General features: G+C 43.3%; 19 protein-coding genes. 14 read left to right on the top strand and 5 right to left on the bottom strand.

The window, feature by feature from the left end:
• The first annotated feature begins 9 nt into the window (after positions 1 to 9).
• From galB to ACVBDY_RS17340, 4 genes are all read left to right on the top strand, one after another.
• Positions 10 to 2,481: a beta-galactosidase GalB gene (galB, locus tag ACVBDY_RS17355; RefSeq protein WP_447176721.1), complete on the top strand. Its 2,472-nt coding sequence runs from the start codon at positions 10 to 12 to the stop codon at positions 2,479 to 2,481.
• Positions 2,482 to 2,617: 136 nt separating this feature from the next.
• Positions 2,618 to 4,624: a glycoside hydrolase family 97 protein gene (locus tag ACVBDY_RS17350; protein ID WP_447176720.1), complete on the top strand. Its 2,007-nt coding sequence runs from the start codon at positions 2,618 to 2,620 to the stop codon at positions 4,622 to 4,624.
• Positions 4,625 to 4,971: 347 nt separating this feature from the next.
• Positions 4,972 to 5,814, top strand: coding sequence for a GH12 family glycosyl hydrolase domain-containing protein (locus tag ACVBDY_RS17345; protein ID WP_447176719.1), 843 nt, complete (start codon positions 4,972 to 4,974; stop codon positions 5,812 to 5,814).
• A 482-nt stretch (positions 5,815 to 6,296) separates the two neighbouring features.
• Positions 6,297 to 7,820: a cellulase family glycosylhydrolase gene (locus ACVBDY_RS17340; RefSeq protein WP_447176718.1), complete on the top strand. Its 1,524-nt coding sequence runs from the start codon at positions 6,297 to 6,299 to the stop codon at positions 7,818 to 7,820.
• 193 nt (positions 7,821 to 8,013) lie between these two features.
• On the opposite strand, the gene ACVBDY_RS17335 is transcribed toward ACVBDY_RS17340, so the two are convergent.
• The gene (locus tag ACVBDY_RS17335; protein WP_447176717.1) at positions 8,014 to 8,154 is read right to left on the bottom strand and encodes a hypothetical protein; all 141 of its coding nucleotides are present in this window, start codon (positions 8,152 to 8,154) and stop codon (positions 8,014 to 8,016) included.
• Between the two features lie 536 nt (positions 8,155 to 8,690).
• Here ACVBDY_RS17335 and ACVBDY_RS17330 point away from each other — a divergent pair.
• The 8 genes from ACVBDY_RS17330 to ACVBDY_RS17295 all read left to right on the top strand — a co-directional run bounded on the left by ACVBDY_RS17330 (position 8,691) and on the right by ACVBDY_RS17295 (position 18,931).
• Complete coding sequence (locus ACVBDY_RS17330; protein ID WP_447176716.1) at positions 8,691 to 9,386, top strand: ABC transporter ATP-binding protein; 696 nt, start codon at positions 8,691 to 8,693, stop codon at positions 9,384 to 9,386.
• 13 nt (positions 9,387 to 9,399) lie between these two features.
• Positions 9,400 to 11,862, top strand: coding sequence for a TonB-dependent siderophore receptor (locus tag ACVBDY_RS17325; protein ID WP_447176715.1), 2,463 nt, complete (start codon positions 9,400 to 9,402; stop codon positions 11,860 to 11,862).
• A 23-nt stretch (positions 11,863 to 11,885) separates the two neighbouring features.
• The gene (locus ACVBDY_RS17320; RefSeq protein ID WP_447176714.1) at positions 11,886 to 13,334 is read left to right on the top strand and encodes an ABC transporter permease; all 1,449 of its coding nucleotides are present in this window, start codon (positions 11,886 to 11,888) and stop codon (positions 13,332 to 13,334) included.
• Positions 13,335 to 13,424: 90 nt separating this feature from the next.
• Positions 13,425 to 14,774 (top strand): ABC transporter permease, encoded by a 1,350-nt coding sequence (locus ACVBDY_RS17315; protein WP_447176713.1) that lies wholly within the window; start codon positions 13,425 to 13,427, stop codon positions 14,772 to 14,774.
• Between the two features lie 49 nt (positions 14,775 to 14,823).
• Positions 14,824 to 17,184, top strand: coding sequence for an outer membrane beta-barrel protein (locus tag ACVBDY_RS17310; RefSeq protein WP_447176712.1), 2,361 nt, complete (start codon positions 14,824 to 14,826; stop codon positions 17,182 to 17,184).
• Positions 17,165 to 17,380 carry a hypothetical protein gene (locus tag ACVBDY_RS17305; protein WP_447176711.1) on the top strand — a complete coding sequence of 72 codons (216 nt, stop codon included), beginning with the start codon at positions 17,165 to 17,167 and terminating at the stop codon, positions 17,378 to 17,380. Before ACVBDY_RS17310 ends, ACVBDY_RS17305 begins: the two co-directional genes overlap by 20 nt.
• A 470-nt stretch (positions 17,381 to 17,850) precedes the next feature.
• Positions 17,851 to 18,108, top strand: coding sequence for a DUF4372 domain-containing protein (locus ACVBDY_RS17300; RefSeq protein WP_447176710.1), 258 nt, complete (start codon positions 17,851 to 17,853; stop codon positions 18,106 to 18,108).
• 223 nt (positions 18,109 to 18,331) lie between these two features.
• A complete protein-coding gene (locus ACVBDY_RS17295; protein ID WP_447176709.1) occupies positions 18,332 to 18,931 on the top strand; it encodes a Crp/Fnr family transcriptional regulator in 600 nt (199 codons plus the stop codon).
• Positions 18,932 to 18,994: 63 nt separating this feature from the next.
• Here ACVBDY_RS17295 and ACVBDY_RS17290 read toward each other — a convergent pair whose 3' ends face one another.
• Together ACVBDY_RS17290 and ACVBDY_RS17285 are read right to left on the bottom strand one after the other, a co-directional pair.
• Positions 18,995 to 21,955 carry a TonB-dependent receptor domain-containing protein gene (locus ACVBDY_RS17290; RefSeq protein ID WP_447176708.1) on the bottom strand — a complete coding sequence of 987 codons (2,961 nt, stop codon included), beginning with the start codon at positions 21,953 to 21,955 and terminating at the stop codon, positions 18,995 to 18,997.
• Between the two features lie 377 nt (positions 21,956 to 22,332).
• Positions 22,333 to 23,436, bottom strand: coding sequence for a FecR family protein (locus ACVBDY_RS17285; protein ID WP_447176707.1), 1,104 nt, complete (start codon positions 23,434 to 23,436; stop codon positions 22,333 to 22,335).
• 99 nt (positions 23,437 to 23,535) lie between these two features.
• Between ACVBDY_RS17285 and ACVBDY_RS17280 the strand changes: the two genes are divergently transcribed.
• Together ACVBDY_RS17280 and ACVBDY_RS17275 are read left to right on the top strand one after the other, a co-directional pair.
• Positions 23,536 to 24,078, top strand: coding sequence for an RNA polymerase sigma factor (locus tag ACVBDY_RS17280; protein ID WP_447176706.1), 543 nt, complete (start codon positions 23,536 to 23,538; stop codon positions 24,076 to 24,078).
• A gap of 100 nt (positions 24,079 to 24,178) precedes the next feature.
• On the top strand, positions 24,179 to 24,487 hold the full coding sequence (locus tag ACVBDY_RS17275; RefSeq protein WP_447176705.1) for a GNAT family N-acetyltransferase: 309 nt from the start codon (positions 24,179 to 24,181) through the stop codon (positions 24,485 to 24,487).
• Positions 24,488 to 24,732: 245 nt separating this feature from the next.
• On the opposite strand, the gene ACVBDY_RS17270 is transcribed toward ACVBDY_RS17275, so the two are convergent.
• Both ACVBDY_RS17270 and ACVBDY_RS17265 read right to left on the bottom strand, forming a co-directional pair.
• On the bottom strand, positions 24,733 to 25,440 hold the full coding sequence (locus ACVBDY_RS17270; RefSeq protein ID WP_447176704.1) for a LytR/AlgR family response regulator transcription factor: 708 nt from the start codon (positions 25,438 to 25,440) through the stop codon (positions 24,733 to 24,735).
• Complete coding sequence (locus ACVBDY_RS17265) at positions 25,437 to 26,489, bottom strand: sensor histidine kinase (RefSeq protein ID WP_447176703.1); 1,053 nt, start codon at positions 26,487 to 26,489, stop codon at positions 25,437 to 25,439. Before ACVBDY_RS17265 ends, ACVBDY_RS17270 begins: the two co-directional genes overlap by 4 nt.
• Positions 26,490 to 26,584 lie beyond the last annotated feature (95 nt).

Here is a 26,584-nt window from a genome sequence, read left to right as displayed (position 1 = left end):
GTCAATCCGATGAACAAAACACATTCTTTATATATATCCATACTCACTCTTGTCCTGTTTACGACATCCTGTAGTCCCGATCGGGCGCCGGAGGATATAAAACGTAAACAACTATTCACCGGAGACTGGGACTTTCAGCTTTTGGATACCATTAAAAAAGATACACTAACCGACAACTGGAAGTCATTGAACCTCCCGCACGACTGGAGTATAGAAGGAGAATTCAGTGAAAAGCACCCGGCTACCTTTGGTGGCGGTGCACTACCGGGGGGTGTCGGTTATTATAAAAAGACCTTCGACATTCCTTCGGAATATACCGGCAAACAGATGTATATACGGTTTGATGGAGTTTACATGAACAGCGAGGTATATCTCAATGGAAAATTACTCGGAAAACGTCCCAACGGCTATATCGGTTTTGAATACGACATGACGCCTTATCTCAGTTTGGGATCGGAAAATACCCTGACGGTAAAGGTAGATAATTCGCAACAGCCCAATTCCCGTTGGTATTCCGGTTCGGGGATCTACCGCAATGTATGGCTTATCACAACCGGCAAAGTACATGTGAAAAACCGGGGGACCTATGTCACCACACCGAAGATCGATGAAAACCGGGCGGATGTTCATGTGGAGGTGGAAGTAGAAAACAACCACTCCGAAGACGAGGAAGGAGTTATTAAAACCTCGGTGCTTTTCCGGGGCGAGAAAATATCCGAAAGAGAACAAACGGTAACACTGAAAACGGGAGAAGCCAATCTGATTGTCGACGACCACCAGGTGGAAAACCCAGAACTGTGGTCAGTAGAAACGCCAAACATATATACGCTGAAAACCGATATTTATATAAGCGGTAAACTGGCAGACAGTCACGAAACGCCTTTTGGTATCCGCAGCTTCACTTTTGACCTTGACAAAGGGTTTATCCTGAACGGAAAACAGGTAAAAATAAAAGGGGTCTGCAATCACCATGATCTCGGCGCCCTGGGAGCCGCCATCAATACGCGGGCATTGGAAAGACAATTGGAAATACTAAAAGGAATGGGAGTAAACGGCATAAGGACATCCCATAATCCGCCCGCTCCGGAACTGCTGGAGCTTTGCGATAAGATGGGTTTTATTGTGATGGATGAAATTTTCGATATGTGGGAAAAAGGTAAATCCGAATATGATTACAGCCTGTATTGGGAGGAGTGGCATGAGCGGGACCTTATTGATTTCGTTAAACGCGACCGCAACCACCCCAGTGTTTTTATGTGGAGTATCGGTAATGAGATCCCGGAACAATGGGAAGAACGGGGTGCCGAAATCGGCAGAAAACTATCAAAAATGGTCAAAAGCCTGGACAGTACCCGCCCGGTAACCGCCGGGATGAATCCGCCCATTCACACCAATAAAAACGATGTTACTTTACAGTTTGCCGAGCCTGCAAAACCAAATGCTCTCGCAGGATCGGGAGCGTTGGACCTCATCGGGTATAATTATGCCCATCAGACCTATACGCAACATCAGATCAATTTTCCGGATACCCCGTTTATCGCTACCGAAACTACTTCGGCGCTTGCAACAAGGGGATATTACGATCAAAGGTCCGATTCGGTCAAAAGATGGCCTTACCGCTGGGACAAGCTTTTCCTGGACGGAAATCCGGACAATACCGTTTCGGCTTACGACCAGGTAAGCGCCCCGTGGGGGGCCACCCATGAAGAAACCTGGAAGGTGATCAAAAAACACGATTTTATGTCGGGCATGTTTATCTGGACAGGGTTTGATTACCTGGGTGAACCTACCCCTTATATATGGCCCTCCAGGAGCTCTTATTTTGGCGTGATCGACCTGGCAGGCTTCCCGAAAGATGTATACTACATGTACAAAAGTGAATGGACTGACGAAACCGTACTTCATGTATTCCCGCACTGGAACTGGGAACCCGGAAGGGAAGTCGATATCTGGGCGTACTACTCCAATGCAGATGAAGTAGAACTGTACCTCAACGGCAAATCGCTCGGAAAACGCTCCAAAAAAGGCGATGACCTGCATGTGATGTGGCGTGTACCTTTCGAACCCGGAACATTAAAAGCCGTTTCCAGAAAAGATGGTAAGGAAGTGTCAGTCAAAGAAATTAAAACCGCCGGAGAACCTGCTCAAATAGAATTGGAAGCCGACAGGAATACCATATCGGCAGATGGCAGGGACCTCTCTTTTGTCACCGTTTCCATTGTTGATGCGGACGGGAATTTGGTCCCCACGGCAACCGACAGGGTCGAATTTGAAATATCCGGGCCCGGAAAAATTATCGGGGTGGACAACGGCGATCCCACCAGTCACGAATCCTTTAAAGCCAAAAACAGGAAGGCCTTTTACGGCAAATGCCTGGTTATTGTACAATCGTCCGAAACAGAAGGAGAAATACAACTGACAGCTAAAAGCAACGATTTAAAGTCCGGAACACTGGCGGTAAGTACCCTAAAAAAGCATTGAGAAGGCCTTTAAGTCAACTACCTCAGGGCAAGCCCGCGAGACATGAGGCGGAAACCATATATTACTTTTCGACGTAAAGGTCGGAGCATTTAAATCTCACTTAGTGAGTAAAAAATAAGAAATCAAAAAATAAAAAATGATCAGAAAGCTGACATCGATAGTACTCACAGCTCTTGTATTTGGTTGTGGGGCACCTGAAAACAAAGACACAAAGGTTGCCGTTAATTCCCCGAACGGAAAAAACATTATCACTTTTGAGTTAAAAGAGGGAAAACCATCATACTCGGTAAAACACGGAAAAACCGGGGTTATCAACACATCCGATATGGGCTTTGTCTTTAAAAACGGGGACTCCCTGTATAGCAACCTTACCATACTGGATACGAACATTACCGACCATGACGAAACCTGGGAGCAGGTCTGGGGAGAAAAACAGTTTGTACAGGACCGTTACCAACAATTGGAAGTCGTCCTTCAGGAAGAATCGGAACAAAAACGACAACTTAAAATACAGTTCAGGGCGTTTGACGACGGCATTGCTTTCCGATATCAATATCCCGGCAACGGCAGCGGGGACAGCCTGGTGGTCATGGACGAACTCACCCGTTTTAACCTCAACAGTGACGGGGATGCTTGGTGGATCCCGGCTTACCAAGATAATCGTTATGAATACTTATTTACCAAATCGGCTGCGAGCACTTTAGATACGGTTCATACCCCGCTCACCATTAAAAGCAAGGACGGATTGTTTTTAAGCTTCCACGAAGCAAAACTCATCGATTACGCGAGTATGACACTGGTACGTGAAAATGACACCGATCTCAAATGTGATCTTGTACCCTGGGCCGATGGCGACCGGGTAAAGACCGGCGGATCGTTCACCACCCCGTGGCGTACCCTTCAGATCGCAGAAACCCCGGGCGACCTTATTACGTCTTACATGATACTGAACCTGAACGACCCTAACCAACTGGAAGATATTAGTTGGATAGAACCGCACAAATATCTAGGTATCTGGTGGGGGATGCACATCGGGAAATATTCGTTCTGGGAAAGCCCCATTCAGGGGGCCACTACCGAAAATGCCGAAATGTATATCGATTACTGTGAAAAACTAGGGATAGATCATCTCCTTATCGAAGGATGGAACAAAGGATGGACCCCGCAGTGGTACGAGAATGCCATGCACATGTTCAGTTTTACCGAAGATGCCGATAGGTTCAGCCTTAAAGAAGTGACCGATTATGCGACATCGAAAGGAGTACATATTATCGGGTATCACGAAACCGGGTCCAATATCATCAACTACCTGGAACAGATCGATGCCGGGATGGGGTTATACCGGAAATACGGCATGCACGATATAAAAATCGGTCAGGTAGGCTCAAAGTTGAATATGAAGGAATGGCATCACGGGCAATTCGGGGTGGATTACTACAGGTTTGTACTGGATAAAGCCGCTGAATACCAGCTTGCCGTGAACTTCCATGAACCCATTAAGGACACCGGCGAACGCAGGACCTATCCCAACATGATGGCACGCGAAGGAGGAAGAGGGCAGGAATACAATGCCTGGAGCGAGGGCAATCCGCCTTCACATGAAGTCATTTTGCCGTTTACCAGGATGCTGTCCGGTCCTATGGATTTCACTCCCGGAATACTGGATGTGGAGATCAAACAAGGCCATGAAGGGCGTGACGTTCACACAACAGCCGCCAAACAACTGGCATTGTATGTGGTATTGTATTCCCCAATTCAAATGCTGGCCGACCTCCCGGAAAATTATGATGGCAATCCGGCATTTCAATTTTTAAAGGATGTGCCTGTAGACTGGTTTGATACCAAAGTGCTGAATGCGGAGATCGGTGAATATATTACCACGGTTAGGAAAGACAAGAACAGCGATGACTGGTATTTGGGAAGTATCACTAACGAAAAGGAACGCTCCTTAAAAATAACTCTCGATTTTCTTGAGGAAGGGGAGACCTATGAAGCTCAGATCTATGCCGATCCCGAAGGAACCGGGTATGAAACCAATCCGTCAGGGGTAGAGATCAGTACCAGGGAAGTGACCTCAAAAGATCACCTGGAGCTACATTTGGGAAAAAGTGGCGGAACCGCTATCCGGTTCGTGAAAAAGTAATATTCGATTCCCAAAAATAATTCGGCAAAATGCGAGTATTGCTGAGGGAATGGTAACCGATTCGCTTCCAAAGAATAAATATAAAGGGATATGTGGCTGATTACAGAAGACCGGAGATCCATCCGTCACTGGTCTTCTGTTCAAAAAATAAAAATCAATTTTTTAACTAAGAGCTTGTTTAAACTGAATTCAATTGGCTAAAAAAATGCCCTTTTTGCCCCATATTCGTCTTTTTCTCGTCCCATAGCTATGGCTATGCGGCTCAAAAAAGCCTTCATATGGAACAAAAATCATCATTTTTCGCTACAATCAATCCAGTTTAAACAAACTCTAAAACCCAATATCTTATGAAAACAAAAACCAACATTACAGCAGGAATTTTAGCCTTGTTGCTGGCAGTTTCCTGTAACCAGGAAGAAGATCAGGTAGCGAATCTTTCCGAACCCGAGTTTTCCACTGCTCAAACCACTGGGGAAGAAGCATCGGCAGCTGCTCAGGCAGTAGCCTGGTCTACGGATGAACGGTACGGTTCATGGAATAACGGTGGTTATACCCTTTACAACAATATCTGGGGTATGGTAAACGGCAGTGTACAGGTGATGTGGGCCAATAGTTATAGCAACTGGGGCGTATGGGCCGATCATCCTGATACGGATGGCATAAAATCCTATCCCAACAGCAGCAGGAATGTGAATATCAATATCAATACCCTGAACAGCTGTACTTCCGGTTTTAATATAAATGTGCCATCCGGCGGACATTATGTAGCGGCCTATGATATATGGTGCAATAATCACGACTATGAGATCATGCTGTGGATGCACAAAGAAGGTGGGGTAAAACCTATCTCCTACGAGTGGTCCGGTACCGGAAACCCCATTCCCGTCGCTACCAATGTTTACATAGGTGGCCATACCTGGAATATATATAACGGCCATAACGGTAACGAGGATCAGGGTATAGGCAACCGGGTATTCTCCTTTGTAAGAACAGGAAATACCTCGGCAGCTACAGTAGATATAAAAGCGATCCTAAACTGGATAAAGAACCGGACAGCCCAGACCCCGAACGAGAAATGGTTTAAAAATGAAGCCATAACTCTGAGTACCGTACAACTCGGATACGAGATAAGTGCATCTCCCGGAGGTAAGGATTTCATTACCAATAGTTATTGGGTATCCTATAATTAGAATGGAGCAATGTGCCAATTAGAAAATTCATGTGCTAATTGGTACTATTTGTTGGAAAATCAGTTTGACCCTTCCTCTAAGGAGCAATGTCATTTAGTTAGTGCTATAATAGTCAGAAAAGATGTATGTTCTATATCTTATTAAAACTCAAAAAGGCTCCTCCCTTGTGATGAAGGGAGGTACCCTAGCGCAGCGAAGGGGGGGAGGGTTTTGAAAGCCCAAACCATAGAGATACTCCCAAACATAAAAGTAAACACGCCAAAGTTCGGGTTGGTCAAAACTTCCTGGCCAGCAAGCTGTCCATCCCTTTTCTCCCGAGACATTGGGATGAAGAAGGGAGCACTAAAAAAGGCTAAAAAAATGAACAAATATCATTAACTGAATTACATTGTTCTTTAGTCCCGATATTATCGGGATCGGTCAAAGATTGAAGAGTTTTCGAAAGTCAATTTTTGTCATGCACTAAACCAAATACTTTAAAAATGAAAAAAATAAAGAGTAAAGTCGTTATCGGCCTTTTGGTTTGTTTTATCTCTATGGGATTTTGGTCTTGTAGTAAAGACAACACCATGGAGGAAGACAGCACGGAACTAAAAGGAGAGGGCGATAAAACCCTTACTGCAAGTACTGGGAATATAGAATTTGAAGGTGCGGAAAGCAGTTATGACCTGACCATTACCACAAATGTAGATAAATGGGTGATAAGCAGTTCCGGAACAGATTGGATAACTTTCAGTGAAACCTCCGGCACTGCCGGCACTACTACCGTAACCATAACAGCCTCAAAACAGGCCGGTTTGGAGGAGCGCTCTACGGTTCTCACTATAAATGCCAATAAAATAAAGCCGGTAAAAATTCCGGTTACTCAAACGGGAGTTGCATCATCATCCGGCATATATCCCGATTACAACACCGATCCTATCCCTGCGGATGCAACAGGGATGAGCAGTACTGCTACAGGCCTGGCTGCTCAGATAAGCCTGGGCTGGAACCTGGGAAACAGCCTGGAAGCCACTGGTGGTGAAACAGCCTGGGGAAACCCGATAGTTACCAAAGCGCTGATTGACCGGGTAAAACAAAGTGGTTTTAACGCGGTAAGAATACCGTGTTCCTGGGATCAATACGCTAACAGTAATACTGCAGAAATTAGCATAGACTGGCTCAACAGGGTAAAAGAGGTAGTGCAGTATTGTATAGATAACAATATGTACACTATTCTGAATATCCACTGGGATGGCGGATGGCTTGAAAATAATGTTACCGAGGACAAGCAGGAGCAAAACAATGCGAAACAAAAAGCCTTTTGGGAACAAATAGCAACTCATTTCCGGGATTATGACGAGCATTTGTTATTTGCCGGCACCAACGAACCGGCAGTTGAAGATGCTACTCAAATGGCCGTACTGACATCCTATCATCAAACATTTATTGATGCGGTCCGGGCCACAGGAGGTAAAAATGCCTATCGAACGTTGATTGTCCAGGGGCCGACTACAAATATTCAAAAGACGAATGACCTGATGACCACGTTGCCTACAGATACGGTTGCCGATCGTATGATGGTAGAAGTGCATTATTACGATCCATGGCAATTTTGCGGTCTTACCGAAGATGCAAGCTGGGGAGCTATGTTCTACTACTGGGGAGAGGGATATCACTCCACAACCGATACTTCCCGCAATACGACATGGGGAGAAGAAAGTACGTTGGATGCCAGTTTCGAACTGATGAAAGCCCGGTTTGTAGATCAGGGTGTCCCCGTTGTCCTGGGAGAGTTCGGAACTATCAGGCGCACTACATTGACCGGGGACGATCTTAACTTGCACCTGGCATCGCGGGCGTATTATTCGGAACATGTGGTAAGGCAGGCGAAAGCAAATGGCCTGTTGCCCTTTTACTGGGATGAAGGAAGTACAGGGAATAATGGTTTCGGCATCATTAACCGTGCGGATAATACGGTTTATGATACCCAGGTATTGAATGCCCTGTTAGAAGGGTTAAATTAACAGCTTTTGTTTAACGCCGTAAAGATTTTTATGGATTACATTTAAAAGCTAAGGGCGAGTAGGTTTCCGATATTTTTTCTATTGGAAACCTGTTCACCTCATAATTTATAAAGCGTTGGGAAGAACAATTTCCGCACCGAGTTATACAGGATTTAAAACTTCTGGGCCAATTTAGAGGATAATAAATAATAATTCACATATTCCAATAGTATTTCTTGTAGATAAATCCGGAATGTTCTACTTTTGGTCCCATATGCACCTCTGTAGCAACAAGCGTAATATCAGTTTTTTCCTTATCATTACTTTCTTCCTTTTGAAAGTGGTGAATCTCCATGCTTTTGAGCATATTTCCAACCAGGATGACAATTATGGAAATTGTGAAATTTGTAAACTATATACAGTCAAAGAGCACAATACCCCGGTAACATTTACTCCCGAAATTATCGGATTTACCCTTCCTGTTTTTCCTAAAACAGAACACCTACCTGCAGTTTATGTGGTTACGGTGTCGAAAATCCAAACACGCGGTTATTATTTTAATAAACCGCCGCCTTACCTCTCCTGAACCATAACAACCTTTGCGTTGTCAAGGTATCCTGGAAAAGTTCTTTTTCAGGTGATTTCTCTATTTGTACAAAATCGAAAATTTGCAGCACGGGCGCTGTATGGTACCTGTACCCATAATTTTATTAAATCGGGTTGCGAAACTTTAGGGGTATTATAGTCTCAGGCAAGGCCAATTTCAATAAAAAAATAACGGAATAACCGGCAAACTGCCTGCACTGGTTATTGAAATAATGTCATGAAATACGGGCTATCCGCATGGGGAAGTGCCCCCGTTAATGGATACAATAACAGAAACTTAAATATATGATAACAACAAAAGACCTTACGAAAAAATACAACGGTTTTACAGCATTAAATCAACTGACCCTGAATATAAACGAAGGGGAGATATTCTGTCTGCTGGGGGCTAACGGAGCGGGAAAAACTACCACCATCAATATTCTTTTGGGATTTATCGCACCATCTTCGGGTGAGGCGAGCATAAACGGGTTGTCTGTAACGGGAGATGCTTCGGAAACTAAAAAATACCTGGCCTATATTCCCGAAACGGTAACGCTGTATCCCAGTCTTACCGGGATGGAAAACCTGAAATTTTTCTCCTCCCTGGCCGGGTATAAGCTCCATCGGGACGAGCTATCACAATTGCTGATAAAAGCGGGATTACAGGAAAACGCTCATCAAAAGCCTTTGCGGGGCTATTCCAAGGGAATGCGTCAAAAAGTGGGAATTGCCATTGCGCTGGCCAAAAATGCCAAAGTGCTATTGCTGGACGAACCCATATCCGGACTGGACCCCAAGGCTGCCAATGAGTTTTCGGAAATTCTGAAAGAACTTTCAACTACCGGGACGACCATTTTAATGGCTACCCATGATATTTTCAGGGCCAAGGAGGTCGCCCACCGTATCGGTATCATGAAAGAGGGAAATCTGGTAAGTGAATTGGAAGCCTGTAAAATTTCGGCTAACGAGCTGGAGCAATTGTATTTAAAAACCGTATAAACCACAACAGTTCATGACACGTTTATTCACCATAGCATTCCTTATTTTTTTCAATTCCTCCTGGGCACAAACCATTACCGGAAAAATCACTGATATGGAGACGAATATTCCAATTTTCGGAGCTTCCGTCACCCTTGTAGACACCGACCGCGGAACTGTTACCGACGAAGACGGAAACTTCTCATTGGAAGGTGAAGGGACCATTCTGATTTCGTACATCGGGTATAAAAGTTACCGGATCAAAGCAGGCGGCAATTTTCTCAACATTCAATTATCTCCTGAAGTTACAGCATTACAGACTGTAGAAGTTGTGGGCAGGACTTTAAAAAGTTACGACAGTAAATATTCCTTTTCCGCCACCAAAACAGCCATGGAAAATAAAGATATTCCACAGGCTATAAGTACGGTCACCAAAGAATTGATTGCCGACAGGCAGGCTTTTCAACTGGCAGATGCGGTTAAAGTTGTCAGTGGCGTTACTCCGTCCAGTTATTACAACCAGTACAATATCCGGGGTATCAGTCAGAATGAAGAGGGACAGATCATCAACGGTATGCGCACACGCCAGTTTTATTTTTTACAGCCCCTGACCACCAATATAGAGCGTGTGGAGGTTATAAAAGGCCCTGCAAGCGCCACTTTTGCAAGTGTTGATCCGGGAGGGAGTATTAATATGGTCACCAAAAAACCCCTGTCCGTAGAACGGAAAGAGGTAAGTATAAGTGCAGGCAGTTTCAGTACATTTATGGGGACCCTGGATTTCACCGGCCCCCTGAATGAATCAAAAACCTTACTTTATCGCGTTAACGGCGCTTACCGGGAGGCACGCTCCTACCGGGACCTGGTCAACAATAAAACCATACTGATCTCTCCTTCCTTTAGTTATATACCCAATGATAAAACGGCCATCAATGCCGAGCTTATCTATAACGATATGAACGGAATGCTGGATCGGGGACAGCCGATTTTCGGAGCAGAAGTCGGGGTCACCGATTTAAAAAGTACTCCTATCAGTATGAATCTGAGCGCCCCGAACGACTTTTTCAGGTCCAAAGAACTTATTATCATGGGAAATATCGCCCATAAATTCAATTCCAATATCAGTTTCAATACGTCCTACATGAAACAATCCTGGACGGAAGATCTGCAGGAACATCGTACCACAGGAGCATTTGCGGTGGATATAGATAATAATCCCGTAACCTCCCTGGCTGCCATGCAGTTTGTGGAGCGTGAACAATATTGGAATATAGATAACCTGAGCAGCTATTTCAATTTTGATTTTAAAACCGGAAGTGTAGATCACAAGCTCCTTGTGGGGTATGACCTTCATTACTGGGAAAAGGCGAAAGGAGGCGGACAGAATGCTGCACGCGGATTTTTATTAAATGACGGTACTGTGGCATCTTCTTTTGATGTGGCCAATGCAGGGAATTATCAAACTATAGAAGTTGACGGCATCGTTATACCCAGGCCGAATGTAGGCCATGTCAATCTCAATAATCCCAGCCACGAGATCAGGGAGATCGGAGATTACACGATGAACTCGCGTATAGCTATACCCTCGGCACTCACAACAAATAACGCAATATACATACAAGAGCAATTGCAGTTTAAGCAATTTACCCTGTTGCTCAGCCTCCGGCAGGAGTGGTTTAAGGATATCACTCATTACGAAACTCCGAATGAATCATCTTTTGATAATCAAAGACTCCTACCGAGAGTAGGGCTCACTTATGCCCTGAACGACAACATTAACATATACGGCACGTATCTGGAAGGTTTCCAGCCCCAATCAAACACGACAACACTATTGCCAAGCACAGCAAATTTTTTATGGTCGGATGTTTCCGCTGCACTATTCAAGCCTTTGACCAGTAACCTGAAGGAAATAGGGGCAAAAATGGACCTGTTCCACAAGCATATGAGCCTCAATGTCTCTGTGTATGAAATAAATCAAAAAAACATACTGATGAGCGCTAACGATCCTTCCCAACCCGATCTGCTGGTGCAACGGGGAGCCGACAGGAGCCGGGGTTTTGAAATGGACATCACAGGTTATATTAATCCGGATTGGCAGGTCATTGCCTCCTACAGTTATATAGATGCCACAATCGTAAGCGATGCCAATGAAAACCTGATTGGTCAAAGAAAGGAGAACACCCCGAAAAACAGCGCCAATCTGTGGACCAAGTACGACTTAAGAAATGTCCCTTCCCTTAAAGACCTGGGCATAGGATTCGGCATACAGCACCAAAGCAGTAAAATACCCTGGTTTACGCGTGATTTCAGGGTACCCGCATTTACCGTTTTTGATGCAGCCTTGTATTATGCGCCGGGCAACAGCAATATAGAGGTGGCCTTAAATATAGGGAACCTTTTCAATACCACTTATTGGCTGGGCGCGCAGAACTACCTGCGCCTGTTTCCGGGAGCTCCCAGAAACGGCTCACTTGTACTGAATTATAGATTTTAAGGACACTTTCTAAAACTTAAACCATGATAAAGAACGCAGAAGTGCACATCGCAAAACTGTTTTGGAAAATAACGTTCAAGAATAAAGCGGTCTACGTTTTAACCCTGATTATCGGGATTTTGCTGGCCTATGCTGTTTTTTCCGGATGGGAAAACTTTAAGGCCCGGCAGGAGATCAGGGAAAAATACCAGGAACAGGCCAGGCAGGACTGGCTCGATAATCCGGACAAACACCCGCACAGAATGGCGCATTACGGACATTTTGCCTTTCGTCCCCAAACCCCGTTAAGTGTTTTTGACTTCGGTATGGAAAGTTTCCTGGGCAGTTCCATTTTCCTGGAAGCCCATGTCCAGAACCCTACAAACTTTTCCGAAGCGGAGTTCTCCACAGGGATGTTGCGGTTTGGGGAAATAAGCATTGCTATGATATTACAAATCCTGTTGCCCTTGCTGATCTTCTTTTTGGGATTCCGAAGTATTGCCGCCGAACGGGAAAACGGCACGTTAAAGATACTCATGAGCCAGGGCTTGGACCGGAAGCAATTGTTACTTGGGAAAAGCCTGGGAATGATCCTGGTGATGTCTACCCTTTATTTTCCCATCATCATTATCACCATACTTCTTTGGGGGCTGCTTCAGAAAATGAATATCGGTCCGGACGAAACATACAGGTTGTTGCTCATTGTTATACTGTATTTCATTTACCTGTCTGTTTTTTGTGTTATAGCCGTTATTATCTCGGCATTGAGCAGAACATCAAAAACGGCACTGACATCATCCATAGGTGTTTGGTTGTTGCTCACCGTTTTATTACCTAGGGCCGGTCAATCGCTGGGGGCTTACCTGTACCCGTCTCCCACCAAAGCAGCGTTCCAGGCAGAAATAGAGAACGACGTGGTGAAAACCGGGGACAGCCACAACCCGGATGACCCGCATTACCAGGCGCTCAAAGATTCCGTCCTGACCGCTTATAACGTGGATTCCGTATCGGAATTACCCTTTAATTACAGTGGACTTGTCATGAAAGAGGGAGAGAAGATCACCGCGAAGATCCACAGTGACCATCTCAAAAAGCTGAGACAGGTCTATGCCCGGCAAAACAGCTTTTCAAGGTATCTGACCTTTCTCGATCCCTATATGGGTATAAAAAACCTGTCCATGACCCTGTCCGGCACAGATTACAATGCTTTTATCGATTTCCAGGACCAGGCAGAACAGTACAGGTACCGCCTGGCGCAAAGCCTCAATGACCTGCAAATAAAGCACGTAAGCAATACGGCCAAAAGTTCGGCAGACCCTGATTATGTCCTGGACAAAGAGCATTGGGCCGAAATTGAGGATTTTAAATACCGGCCACTCCGTATCGGGACTGCTTTCCATAGCGAATTTATCTCGTTTTTGTCATTTCCGTTCTGGGTATTGCTCCTTGCTTTGATCCTTGGGAGACTTTCCAAAACCCTGAAAGTATTATAAGGTGTCAATGTGCCAATATGATAATGAAATAGAAGGACGTAATAAAGAATTGGCACATTATCAAATGGACTAATAAACTAATTAAAAGACATGAAACTGCTATTTATAAATTTTACCCGCTCCAACAGTGTAAAGATCGGGCTGTCCTTTATCCTCCTGGCGGGTGTCATAAGCCTCCTGGTGGGAAAACAGCATATCGAAAAAATAAACAGGAGTATTGACGAAACCGCCCGGTATCAGAAAGAACACATAGAACGTCACGCCGAGTACAACAAGGACGATCTGGGCCTGATGTTGTATTATATAAAATTTTCAATAGTAAACCGGTTCCCCGCATTAAATGCGTTGTCCATCGGGCAGCGCGACGTTAATCCCTCGGTAAAAAGCGTAACCATACGTACCCTGGAGGCCCAGAAATACGATGCCGGTCTCAACAATCCATACAACCTGCTTATCGGAAATATTGATTTTGGTTTTGTGCTTGTCTTCCTGTTTCCGCTGCTTATCATTTCCTTTACCTATAACATCGTATCCGAAGAGAAAGAAAGCGGTATCTGGAAGATTATTGCCGTTCAGACTAAGAGACCATTATGGTTTATCCTGAAATCTTTTGGTGTGAGATTGTCGGTAACTATAGGAGCCTTACTGCTATTATATGCTATTGGGGTCCCGGTACTGGGCATAGAACCGGACAGGGACTTCCTGGCATTCTTGCTGGCTTCCGTTTTATATGTCCTGGTATGGTTTGCTATTTGTTTTTTTGTGGCTTCACTACAAAAAAGTTCTAATTCTAATGCCATTATTTTGCTTTCCATATGGATTTTACTGGTGCTGGTGCTGCCCGCTGCCCTCAATAACGATCTGCAAAAGAGATATCCGCTTCCGGAAGCCCTTGAAACCACGGTGAAGCAACGAAAGGGCTATCACGAAAAATGGGATATGGACAAGAAACTGACCATGGATAAATTTTATGCCCATTACCCCCGGTTCAAAAAATATACGTTACCCGAAGGCGATTTCAGTTGGCTCTGGTATTACGCCATGCAACAAATGGGAGATGACGAAACTGCGGAGCAATCCGCGACATTACGGGAAAAGCTAGGGCAAAGGAACACAGCCGCTTCCCGGATTGCACAATTTATCCCGACACTCCATTTACAGCTTTGCTTTAACGACATTGCCAGATCGGGATTGGGCAACCAGTTACACTTTCTGGACGAAACCGAAAGATTTCACGAAAAACTGAGATTGCACTTCTATCCGAAAATATTCGGAGAAGCTTCGGTAGCATCCGAAAACTGGGATGCCTTTGAGGTAGAAGTCTTTTCCGATGAAACCACATTGAGCCGAACACGGCTATATATGCCACTACTTATTTTTATCGGGCTTTTCAGCGCTCTTGGTTGGTTCATTTTCAGAAGGAGAATACATCTTCTTTGATACATGAATTACTAATCTGTTTTAATCCTGATCACTAAGTCAATGATCTATGAAATTTAGCACTTTCCTGTTTTTAAATATACTGCTGTTTTCCTATATGGCAATGGCCCAGAAAAGAACGGTAACCGGTGTGGTATCCGATTCGCAGGGCCAACCGTTACCGGGGGCGACTGTAATAGTGAAAGAGAGCAAAAACGGTACGCAAACCGACTTTGACGGCCATTATTCCATAGATGTAGCCAGTGGAGCCATATTGGTATTTTCCTATATCGGTATGTCCTCCGCTGAAATTCAGGTAAAGGAGTCATCACATATAAATGTTGTGTTGAAAGAAAGTGTACAGGAACTGGACGAAGTGGTCGTTACTTTTAAAGAACCACTGGTTGAGGCCGATAAAGGAAAAGTAACTTTTAACGTTGCTTCTTCCGCCACTTCCAGCGGGGTGTCATCTTTTGACCTGTTGAAAAAAATCCCCGGAGTGAGTATCGGGCAGAACGACGAGATCATACTGGGAGGGACTACCGGCGTCAACGTGATGATCGACGGGAAGATGAGCTATCTTTCCGGTAACCAGCTGGGGATATTCCTTAAAGGACTGAGTGCCGAGGATATTGATAAAGTAGAGCTTATTACCAATCCTTCTGCTGCTTATGATGCCGCCGGAAATTCGGGTATCATCAATATTGTAACCAAAAAGAACAGGGCCAGGGGATATGCCCTGAGTTTAAAAAGCAGCTTGTCCAGGGGCCGGTCCTGGATGAACAATCAGAATATTGCGGGGAGTATCAATGGAGAGCAATGGAGTACCTACGCTTCTTTCGATTATAACACACCCCACCGTTTCCGCAAAAGTAAAAGCGGAAATACCATTGTGGAGAACGGGGAACGGCTCATATTAAGCAGGGAAAATCAAAATCCGTTTGACATTAATTTCTATACCTGGAAAGCCGGAGGCGACTGGCAATTTGCCCCGAAACACAGGATTGGCGCCCATTATCATGGCTATTTCGATGACTTTTCGAGTAATAAAACCTCGGCAATCCGCAAACAAAGGGAAGACGGCAGTTTGTTTTCTGACGTTTACTCCACTTATGACCTGGAAGAGCCATATCATTACGATGCCATAAATATTGACTACCAGTTTGATATTGATACCACGGGAAAAAAAATAACCGCGGATGCCCGGTATATTTCTTACCGCAATTTTTCAGACGGGTTGATGGAAGGAAAGCATTATAATGCTGACCGGCAACTGTTACATACCAATACGATGCGTATCCATCAACCGGGATTTGTTAAAATAAAGTCGGTACAGGCCGATGCCGACCTACCGTTTCCGAAACTGGGTTTTAAAGCCGGATTGAAATTTGCCGAAGCCAGCAATGACAATAATTTCCGCTCCGAAGAAAAAATAAGCGACGGTTTTGTGGAGATCCCCGAACTCACTAATCATTTCAAATACAAAGAACAGATCAGTGCAGCCTATGTCTCGGTTTCCAAAACATTTGGGAATGTGGAGGTCGAAACCGGGTTACGGCTGGAACATACCCGGGCAAAAGCGTTTTTGCTGGATGGTTCGTTTGCCAACAACTGGGCATATACCCGCCTGTTTCCCAACTTGTCCGTAGGATATTTTCCGGATGATGACCACAAGATCGACCTGGCCGTCAGCCGAAGGATCAACCGCCCGTCCTATTCCAGTCTGAATCCCGTGCGCTGGTATAACGACGAATATTTTTATTACTCGGGAAACCCGGAACTGGTGCCTGAAATGGCGTGGCAATTTTCGGCGTCCTATACTTTCCGAAAGAAATACATCCTCACAGCCGGGTACAGTAAACGCAACGATTATATTTCACGCCACCTGTCTTTCGATGACAATGGGGTAACAGTGAGGAGCCAAAGTGCCAATTTCACTCACTTCGACCGGGTCGATATCAATATCATGGCACCATTACAACTGTTGACGTTCTGGGATGTCCAGTTCTTTGGCGGACTTAACCATACAAGCTATCCCATTTCTCAAACGGATGCGGAACGTACGTTCTCCAGATGGGCATCGACTTTTTCGGTGCAGCAGCAGATCAGGATACTTAAGCATTATACGCTGGACCTGGCTCTTAAATATACTTCTGCTGAATTACGGGGAGTTTACCTCGCCAAAGAAGTCTTTTTTACCGATCTCGGCATTAAACGCTCATTCCTTGACGGTAAGCTGGATACAGTTTTTACACTAAGCGATATGTTCGACAGCTACAGGGAACAGGGCGTTTCAAAAAGCAATATCATCAATTATAGCTATAATGATAAGCCCGATTCCCGAAGGGTGGGGTTGACGCTCCGATACCATTTTGGCGGAACCCTGGTTAAGGAAAAGACAACAAAGACAGATGAGCAAAAACGTCTGTGAAGTACCGTATAGCATTATTCTGCTGGACAATGCTGCAAAAAGGGAAATTCAGCCTTTTAAAGAACGGAGTAAAAACACTATATCAAGCATTAACGAAGCGATGCAACTTCTCTTTGAACCTTCGAACCCATTTGGTATTATCATAATAGCAAGTCTGAACGATTTGAAAATATTGTTCGAACTTTGTTATGATTAAAATCCAGGTTTTTATATGTTCCCGGATCAAGAATTCTTTTCGTAATTAGCACAAATCCAAGTTCGCCAACTCGGCGGTTTTTTTGATCATTCCCAAAAATTTATTCATATCGTTGTTTACTATTACTGGTAACCATGGCATATATAAGAGTTTGATTGTTGTTAGCCTTTTTCAGGTCTACCCAAAAAAAGAAAGGAAAAATATGTTTGGTATGTATGGTTGTCGTTTTTGAACGTTAAACTTCAGTGAGACGAAAGCGATTTTTGTATGTCCTAAAAGTTTGGAAACGGTTTCGATCGGGATATTCAAGGTCATTGTAGAGACGAAGGTTTTCTATTATAAATTATCACTAGTGTCCACTAAAAATTAATATACGTTCTTTGAAACCCTTGTAATCCGTAGCTTTCAGCGTTTTTTTATGGCGTGACGATTTGAATTGGTATGTTGGAAGGATTTTATAGCACTTTCCTATGAATACCGGCAAATATGTTTTTTCGCAAGTCACCACGTTTTTACCTCGACGTGTTTTTGACCATATTGTTACCCAACATAACGGCAATAAATACGTCCGGCATTTCATGTGCTGGAACCAATTACTTTGTATGGTTTTTGGTCAGTTAACCAATCGGGAGAGCCTCCACGATTTAATTACGGTCATTGAAGCTCATCATCCAAAATCGTATCATCTTGGATTTGGCAAAAGCGTGACCAGAAGCAACCTGGCTTAAGCTAATGAAAAACGTAACAGCAAAATCTTTGAGGAGTTTGCCTACCATTTGATCAATATAGCTCGTGAAAAACGGGCCCATGCTGATTTTCAGATCAAAGGAAAGGTATATGCCTTTGATTCCTCTATGATTGATTCACCCTATAAAAAAGTTTCAACAAAAAGAGCGGTTTTTGTCAAATGAATGTTGGGGATTAATTATATTTAAATTCATTTTTTATATAGTGATCGAACCAGAAAAATATTTAGCTCAACTCAAACAAGTATTCCTGCGATATTACCCGGTAAGTGAAAGTTCACTTTCGCTTTTGGAAGCTATTGCCAAAATTGAGCAAGTAAAGAAAAATGAGATTTTATTACCTGCTGGCACTACAGCGAAAAACGTTCATATACTATGTGAGGGAGCTATTATCGCTTATTTTATAGATAACGATGGGAATACCTACAACAAAAACATTTTTCTTGAAGGGGATTTTGTAAGTTCGACGGTCTCTTGCCTTAAAAACACACCATCGGAATTTACTTTAGAGGCTATTGAAACCTCGGTTATTATCAGTTTCAATTATAAAAAATACAGAACCCTTATTGAAGAAAATAAGGACCTTAAAGACTTCTATATTGCCTACCTTGAAAACAATTGGGTCTTTGACAAAGAAAAACGCGAAATCGGGTTGGTCATGAAAAATGCGACAACCCGATATCTTGAATTTGTAAAGCAATACCCTGATATTGACAATAGAATTCCATTGCGTTATATTTCCTCTCATCTGGGCATTACTCCCACACAGTTAAGCAGAATACGGAGAAATTTGAATAAAAAATAGTCAAATCACCATATGTAAAGGAAAAGATTATTCCTTCCGCTCGTTTTTACCCGGACCTATATCCTAAAATTTAAAGGATAACCTGGAAAATATCCGGGTTCCGTCTATCCCGAACTGCGTGGTTTGCCATGGATATTTAAACCTGCCCACAAAATCGAGATTCCTGTCGGTTGGAGAGCCGCCGTTGTTCGCATAGGCTTTAGCAAAGGTGTCGGGATATACGTCAAAAAGATTGTTGGCTCCGAGCGTAAATTTTATTTTGTCTGTAAAGGCATACGTAAAGCTCAGGTCCGTCAGCCATTTACCGCCATAAGTGGCATCGTCTTCAGGGTTGCTCGGATGCCTGTAAGTTACTTCTCCGTAGTTCAGAAAGGACAGGGTAGCAGAGAATTTGTTTATTTGGTATGTACCGGTAGCGACAATTTTTTGTCGGGGTCTCCAGGTCTCTACCCTTGACACGTCTTCCCTGGAAAAAATAGCATCTCCCAGGTCATTTTCCGCTATGAAAGCAGGGAAATTGGTACTTTTTACTTCCGTTTTATTGAAGTTGGCCGCAATACTTCCGCTAAGAAACCCGCTGCCTATTTCTATATTGTCATAGCTAAAAACGGCATCTATACCTTGTGTACGTGTATCGATGGCATTCAGAAAGAAGCCCGCGGAACCGACGTTAACCCTTTGTAAGGTCTGGTCTATGGGGTTTTCAGGGTCTCCGGTGGGTGTTACCTGCCCGGACAGGACAATCCTGTCGTCTACATCTATCTGGTAAGCATCTACGGTTATGCCGATCTTCCTGTTGATACGGTAAGTGATCCCGGCACCGATATTAAAGGAAGTTTCCGGGTTTAACCTTGGTATCCCCAGGGCCCTTAACGCGGGGTCGGCATTGTTTAAAATGCCATTTTGCTGTATTCCGTTTTCGGTCAGGGTGGTGGTTATCGCCGTATAGTAGATCTGGTGCAGGGAAGGGGCGCGGAAACCGCTGCTCAGCGAGGCTCTTATGGACAATTTATCGTTCAGGGTTTTTAAGCGGGAATTGAACTTCCAGCTTACGTTAGACCCGAAATCGCTGTAGTCTTCATAACGAACCGCTCCTCCGATGAGGAAGGCTTCGGTAATATCGGCACTGATATCAGCATAGATCCCGAGATTGTTCCTGTAATCATTAGAAGCATTTTCAGGAGTAAAGCCACCGAATGATTCCGATCCGGTCCGGTCTGTGGGATCGTCGGGAGTACCGTCGGCATATGAGGCTTCTTCCCCGGCTTCGGTCACAAAACGCTCTGTCCGGTGCTCGGCGCCGAAAGCCACGGTCAATGCCTCGATACCGGTGTCTTCAAAAGTACGCACAACATCCAGGTTGTTCACAATATGGCCGAATTGATGGGCCCCGTTGTAAAAATCGGACGGGCTGCCGGCTCCATAGGACTGGTTAAAGGAATTGGTGATGTAATAATCGATCCGGTTCCTTCCCAGGGTAGAGCTCAGGTCAAAATCCCAGCCGTTATATTTGGTTTTCAGCCCGAGGGAGAAGGTATAGTCATTGATCTGGGGAGCCATTTCGGGAAGAAAATATTCGGTGCCGGGATAGATCTGGTCGAAACCGCTCACCCAATATGAGGTCCTGGCAAACTGGGGGGCAGAACCTTTCCTGTTGGCCAGGGTTCCGAAGGAATATATTTCCGTTTGCGATTCCTCGTCCAGTGTATACCCCATGTTATAGGAAAAATTGGTAATGGTCATATCGGGGAGGCCCACTTTAAACCCGGCACCGGGATTCCTTTCCAGAAAGGCAGCCAGGTCGTCGGTAGTAAAATCCGTTTCGTCCGTGATACCCCAGTAATCGGCTTCGTCTTCCACACCGGTAATAGTGCCCGGGCGTTGCGATCTTTTCTGGTCGAAGTAATTTAAGGTGAGGTTGGCATATCCCTTGTCCAGTATATTTACTCCGAATCCGGCTTCTATCTGGTACTGCTCACCGTCTCCTTTTGTGGTAGTGCTGTAGCTGGTATTGATATAGGGGTCGGCCTTTTTCTTAAGAACCAGGTTAATGACCCCCGCTACGGCATCGGAGCCATATTGTGCCGCGGCACCGTCCCTGAGTACTTCCACACGTTCCAGAGCTGCCGAGGGAATGGCTTTCATATCTACACCTACTTCGCCACGTCCCGGGGTTACGTAACTGTATACCAGGGCGCTGGCATTCTTTCGTTTTCCGTTTACCAGGACCAGTGTCCGGCTGGGGAAAAGCCCACGGAGATCGGCCGGACTGAAATGGGCGGCGGCATCTGATATGGGTTGCTGCGTGGCATTATAAGAAGGTACTTTGAACATAAGCTGCTGATCCAGGGATGCTCTTCCCGTTTGCTGTAATCCTTCCGCCTTTAAGTTGTCTACCGGTACGGGGGAGTCAAAAGCTGTTCTGGGCTTTCCCCTGCTGGCTACCACGATGACATCATCGAGCTGGGCAGCGGCTTCTTCGAGGGAGATCTGTAGGGTATCCTTATTGCTGATGTCCACTTCCTGTGTTTTAAAACCGATGTAGGAAACCACAAGAATCTGTGCTCCCGGCGGAACGGTAACGGAAAAATTGCCGTCAAAATCGGTTTGCCCGCCAATAGTTGTTCCTTTGACCAAAACATTGGCCCCAGGCAAAGGGCTTCCCTGCTTATCGGTAACCTTTCCGGAGACTTCGCGTTTTTGTATAGGGCGGGAGGGATGGTCTTTTCTTTGGGCCAGCACAATATGAGTTCCTATAATAGTATAGTCCGTGGCCGTATCTTTAAGAAGGTTGTCCAATACGGCATCGACCTTCTCTTGTTGAGCAGTGATGGATACTTTTTTACGGGTGTCTATATCCGCATTGCGATAAAAGAACTTGTAACCGGCTTGCTTGTTGATTTCTTTCAGTACCTTTTTTATGGAGACATTTTCAAAACTGAATTCAAGCTTGCCCTGGGGATAACCGGAATTGGCAGTCAATTGAAAGATGCAGGACAAAAAGAGGATCGTGGAAATTTTCATTTTTAAATTTTTGCTGGCCAGAGGATGAATCCTTCGAAAAAAGAAGGCCGGTAGAAAACTTTTTTTCATAATTTTGATTGCTTTAGTTTATTAATACTTCGCGGTTTAGTAATCTTAGGGCATTATAAGGGGAAATGCGCCAACATTTCCCTTTTTTATCGGTCCCGGTTGAGGTTCTAAAACCCTACACTTTGGCAGGGCGGAAAAATTATAGTCCGGTTATTAGATTATTCAGTTAGTTAAGTAACCCACATAAACTCAATAACCAAATAACTTATTAACTCAACAACCAATAACTAAAGAACAATTTCCCCACCTGCCGGAAGGGCAGGACCGTTTATCAAAACCTCCGCGCCTTTCCGTGCAGAGTGGTTTAGTCAATAAAGGATTATTTTTTCATTTTCGGTCTTATATTTAAAATCAATACTGCTGCCTATAATTTTCAGGATGTCTTTTATGCTGTCTTCCCGGCCGAATTCCCCCGTAAAATGTTCCTGCCCGGTATCCGGAAGCTTATTGACAATGTCTACATCGTAAATACGCTCTATCTTTAAAATGATATCCCGGAAAGGTTCATTGTCAAATACTATCCGTTTATCTGTCCAGGCCGTATACATACCGGTATCTACGTCAAAGACTTCCATAAGGGTCGTTTTTTTGTCATATGTAGCCTGCTGGCTGGGGCGGAGTACAACCGGAGGGGCTTGCTCGCCGGGGCTGCTTACCTTTACCGATCCATCCACAAGAGTGGTGTTTATGGCCGCATTGGATGCATAGGAAGAGACATTAAACTTTGTTCCCAATACTTCTATTTCCAGGCCACCCGATTTTACGATAAACGGTTGTTCTTTGTTGTGGGCAACTTCAAAAAAAGCTTCTCCTTCTATGTATACCGTTCTTGTTTCTTCTGTCGGTAAAAACTTCCCGGGATACCTGATCCGGGTCTCCGCATTCAACCTGATCTTTGTGCTGTCGGAAAGTACGAGGCTGAAAACCCTTCCCCGGGGAACAAGTATGGTATGGTATGCCGTATCTTCCTCCACATTCCTTTCGGCAGGGGAGAGGTAAGACAGTTCTTCTTCCTGTTCCGGAATGATCTCCTGAGTCCCGTTGTTTGCAATGAGTACGATATCATTGCTTTTCTTCCCTTCCTTCGGACCTTCACGACTACCCGGCGTATCCGTTATATAGGTATAAAAATAAAACGAGAGCAGGCCGATGACCAGTACGGCCGCGTATTTGTATATACTGTTAAAAAACCTTTGTTTTTTAGGGGGTATGGTGCCTGTCTTTTCCGTTATGGTCTCGAAAGCCCGGTCCGCGTCAAACGCGTATTCTTCTTTGTGGGTATAATTCCACAACTTTACGTGATCTTTAAAGGCCTTTCTGTTAACTTCACTGGCCTGTATCCAGTCGAGTAGTTCCCTTTCTTCTTCGACCGAAGATTTTCCGTCGAGATATTTTTGAATTAATGGCAGCATTTTGTTATTTTCGATGGACTATTTTCCTATAAGATGCTTTTTTAGCTATAAACCCCTATATAAATATTAAATATTTTATATTTTTTTCAATTGTAAAAAATGCAGAAACCCCCTATCACTATTTCCTCACTAAAAAATAAGGCTACTTTTGAAAAGGTGTTTAAGATGCATTATAGCTGGTTGTGCAATTACATCACAAAACTATCGGGGGATGCAGACCTTGCGGAAGACATAGTGCAGGAAGTTTTTATACGATTGTGGGAATCCCGGAACGATATTGACGTTCACACTTCAGTGAAGAACTATCTTTTTAAAGCATGTCATCGCGAATTTCTTCAGCATATGAGGAGGGAGAAAAAGGAAAACAATTTGTTAGATACCTTGAAATGGGAAACCCTGCATGAATTGCATGCGGAGGGGGCGAATAATATTTCCGTGAAAATACAAGCCGTACACCGGGCTATAGAACAATTACCTCCCAAGTGCAGGGAAGCCTTTATACTCAGCAGGTATAATCAGTTAAAATATAAAGAAATAGCCGAAGAAATGGGAATCTCCATAAAAACAGTGGAAATTCATATATCCAAAGCACTTACTTTATTACGGCAACATATAAAAAAGGTACCGAGGTGTACAGAGTAAAAAGAACATCACGATAGATGATCCGCTTTATGCCGCAATACGGGAATTAAGAAATAAAATTCTACTACGTTCACTGGTAATTCCCGATAATTCCCGGGAAATGTATGACGACAAATCCTGGCATTTTGTTGCTGTTGAAAATAACAAGGTAATTTGTTGTGCTGTTTTGGTTCCTCCGGAGGAAAAATCAAATAAAGCCCGATTGATCCAAATGGCAGCCGATACTGCGGCTCAAGGGCAGGGAGTAAGAAAACTTTTAATTCATCAGATCATAGCATTTGCTAAAACCCGGAAAATTAAAGAAGTTACATGCCATTCCAGAACATACGTGGTTAATTTTTATAAAAGCCTCGTTTTTAAGGTTTTGGTGAGCCTTTTGAAGAAGTTGGTATTCCGCATAATCATATGATATTGAAAATATAATCTATTCAATGTCATTATAGCATTGTTCTCACTTTTTGTATGTAAACCGCCAAACACTTAAGTCGGGTACTTCAATCAAGATTGATAATAAAAAAATCCGTTTTTCAGGTATAGTAGTTTCCATTGGCCGGGGGTCAGGGAACTATCCATAACTCAATAACTAAATTGGTCAACAATCATAAAATTTATCCGAAAGGAATCAGGTGCAACTAAGTACCGACCTCTGAAAACTTATATTTCTTTATCTATATATTGCTTATAAAAATCATCTTGATAAACCTTTCCTATAGGGATTTCATGATTTTGAATATAAATGGTTTTATTATCAAAGGCATCAATAGCTGTTTCATTTATTATATTTGATTTACTGACCCTTATAAATTTTTCATGAGGCAATTGTTTGTGGAGAGTTTTTAAATTTAGCAACGTTATAATTTTATCCGTACCGCTATATATGATCGAATAATCTTTCATACCCTGAATAAAAAGTATCTTCTCAAATGCTATTTTATAGTACTTCCGATCCGCTTTAACAAATAAAAAATTTCTCTTTTTCCCTTGTGTGTCCGTATCTTTTTTTAAAAGTAATTGATGCAGCGAAAGGGCTTTATTCACCGCTTTATCAAAACGTTCGGAAAATACCGGTTTTAACAAATAATCCACAGCATCTAATGCATAACTTTCCACAGCATAATCTCTATATGCCGTCGTGAAAATTACAAGTGTATTCTCCGGAACACTTTCTGCAAATTTCAGTCCGTTAAGACCGGCCATTTCAATATCCAGAAATATGAGATCAATATCATGGAGTTCTAAAAATTCTTTTGCCCTGACAGCATTGCTAAAATCTTTGATAAATTTTAATTCCGGCCTGGTTTTGATCAGGTCCTTTATGACCTCTCTTGCAATGGGTTCATCATCTATAACGATACAATTCATAATGGAAGTGTTAGTGTTACTTTATATATGCTGTCGGAGTTCATTATAGTTAAGTTGTAGTGATCCGCATAAATTAACTCCAACCTCCGTTTTACATTCTTTAAACCTACCCCGTTAGTATTCTTTTTTAATGGGTTTGATGGCTTTGTGTTCATACAGTCAAAGGTTAATAAGTCCCCCGACCTTTTAAACGATACACTTACAGAGGACGCCGAATCGGAATCAAGGCTGTGTTTAATCGCATTTTCGACGAATACGGAGAAAATATTGGTCGGTATTTCAATGTCTGTTTCCTGGGGCGGGATGACTTCAAAGGTAAAATCATCCCTCCTGATTTGCTCCAGGTCAAGATGATCATTGATAAACCTGATCTCTGATGCTAAAGCAATATATTTTCGATTGCTTTCATACAAATGATGGCTTAAGAAATCGGACAACCTGGAAAGTATGAAAGACGCTTTTTTCTGATCTTTTACAATCATGTAATTCAGGTTGTTAAGCGTATTGAATACAAAATGGGGATTGATCTGGTTTCGCAATGCCTGCAATTCCATTTCCACTGTATTTTTTTCTAACTCTTTAACCCGGCGATCATATTTTATCCACTTTTGAAAAAGTTTAACTCCTGTCGATACGAATATAAAAGGGGTTAGTATTGCTGTATAAGCTAAAAATTGAACTAAAAAGGAAGGTTCAACTTTATTCACACCCAAATCGTTTGGGACTTCAAATAATTTATGAATAGTTTTTAAAAAAATTAAGCTCAGGAGCAGGAGCAACAGGATCAACATCAAGTATGTGAAATATTTTCGTTTATACAATAAGGTTGGCAGAAGAACATATAGGTTAATATAAAAGATGCTTAATGTGATTAAGTGCGTAACAAAAAGATCATATATATTATATTTTTCAATAGGCTGTAAACTAATGAACATTACAAATAAAAGTACAATCCCGATCGCATGCCTGTAAACTCTATATTTACGCTGAATAAGAATCTCTACAAAGTGAAGTTTTTCAGCATCTTCATTTAAAGCAACATTTCTCATAAACATTTTTGTTCTAAAAAAACATATTTGGCAATAACAAAGTTATACTTCTATACGAAAGCCATTTAAAACTATACAAAATCACCTAATATGGT

This window comes from Sinomicrobium halophytocola, assembly GCF_052983395.1.
This window is presented reverse-complemented; position numbering and strand designations above follow the sequence as displayed.

What these genes read in the sequence shown, in the direction of transcription:
- galB (WP_447176721.1), top strand. Translation starts at nt 10, where the DNA reads ATGAACAAAACACATTCTTTATATATATCCATACTCACTCTTGTCCTG.
- ACVBDY_RS17350 (WP_447176720.1), top strand. Translation starts at nt 2,618, where the DNA reads ATGATCAGAAAGCTGACATCGATAGTACTCACAGCTCTTGTATTTGGT.
- ACVBDY_RS17345 (WP_447176719.1), top strand. Translation starts at nt 4,972, where the DNA reads ATGAAAACAAAAACCAACATTACAGCAGGAATTTTAGCCTTGTTGCTG.
- ACVBDY_RS17340 (WP_447176718.1), top strand. Translation starts at nt 6,297, where the DNA reads ATGAAAAAAATAAAGAGTAAAGTCGTTATCGGCCTTTTGGTTTGTTTT.
- ACVBDY_RS17335 (WP_447176717.1), bottom strand. Translation starts at nt 8,154, where the DNA reads ATGGAGATTCACCACTTTCAAAAGGAAGAAAGTAATGATAAGGAAAAA.
- ACVBDY_RS17330 (WP_447176716.1), top strand. Translation starts at nt 8,691, where the DNA reads ATGATAACAACAAAAGACCTTACGAAAAAATACAACGGTTTTACAGCA.
- ACVBDY_RS17325 (WP_447176715.1), top strand. Translation starts at nt 9,400, where the DNA reads ATGACACGTTTATTCACCATAGCATTCCTTATTTTTTTCAATTCCTCC.
- ACVBDY_RS17320 (WP_447176714.1), top strand. Translation starts at nt 11,886, where the DNA reads ATGATAAAGAACGCAGAAGTGCACATCGCAAAACTGTTTTGGAAAATA.
- ACVBDY_RS17315 (WP_447176713.1), top strand. Translation starts at nt 13,425, where the DNA reads ATGAAACTGCTATTTATAAATTTTACCCGCTCCAACAGTGTAAAGATC.
- ACVBDY_RS17310 (WP_447176712.1), top strand. Translation starts at nt 14,824, where the DNA reads ATGAAATTTAGCACTTTCCTGTTTTTAAATATACTGCTGTTTTCCTAT.
- ACVBDY_RS17305 (WP_447176711.1), top strand. Translation starts at nt 17,165, where the DNA reads ATGAGCAAAAACGTCTGTGAAGTACCGTATAGCATTATTCTGCTGGAC.
- ACVBDY_RS17300 (WP_447176710.1), top strand. Translation starts at nt 17,851, where the DNA reads ATGAATACCGGCAAATATGTTTTTTCGCAAGTCACCACGTTTTTACCT.
- ACVBDY_RS17290 (WP_447176708.1), bottom strand. Translation starts at nt 21,955, where the DNA reads ATGAAAATTTCCACGATCCTCTTTTTGTCCTGCATCTTTCAATTGACT.
- ACVBDY_RS17285 (WP_447176707.1), bottom strand. Translation starts at nt 23,436, where the DNA reads ATGCTGCCATTAATTCAAAAATATCTCGACGGAAAATCTTCGGTCGAA.
- ACVBDY_RS17280 (WP_447176706.1), top strand. Translation starts at nt 23,536, where the DNA reads ATGCAGAAACCCCCTATCACTATTTCCTCACTAAAAAATAAGGCTACT.
- ACVBDY_RS17275 (WP_447176705.1), top strand. Translation starts at nt 24,179, where the DNA reads ATGTATGACGACAAATCCTGGCATTTTGTTGCTGTTGAAAATAACAAG.
- ACVBDY_RS17270 (WP_447176704.1), bottom strand. Translation starts at nt 25,440, where the DNA reads ATGAATTGTATCGTTATAGATGATGAACCCATTGCAAGAGAGGTCATA.
- ACVBDY_RS17265 (WP_447176703.1), bottom strand. Translation starts at nt 26,489, where the DNA reads ATGAGAAATGTTGCTTTAAATGAAGATGCTGAAAAACTTCACTTTGTA.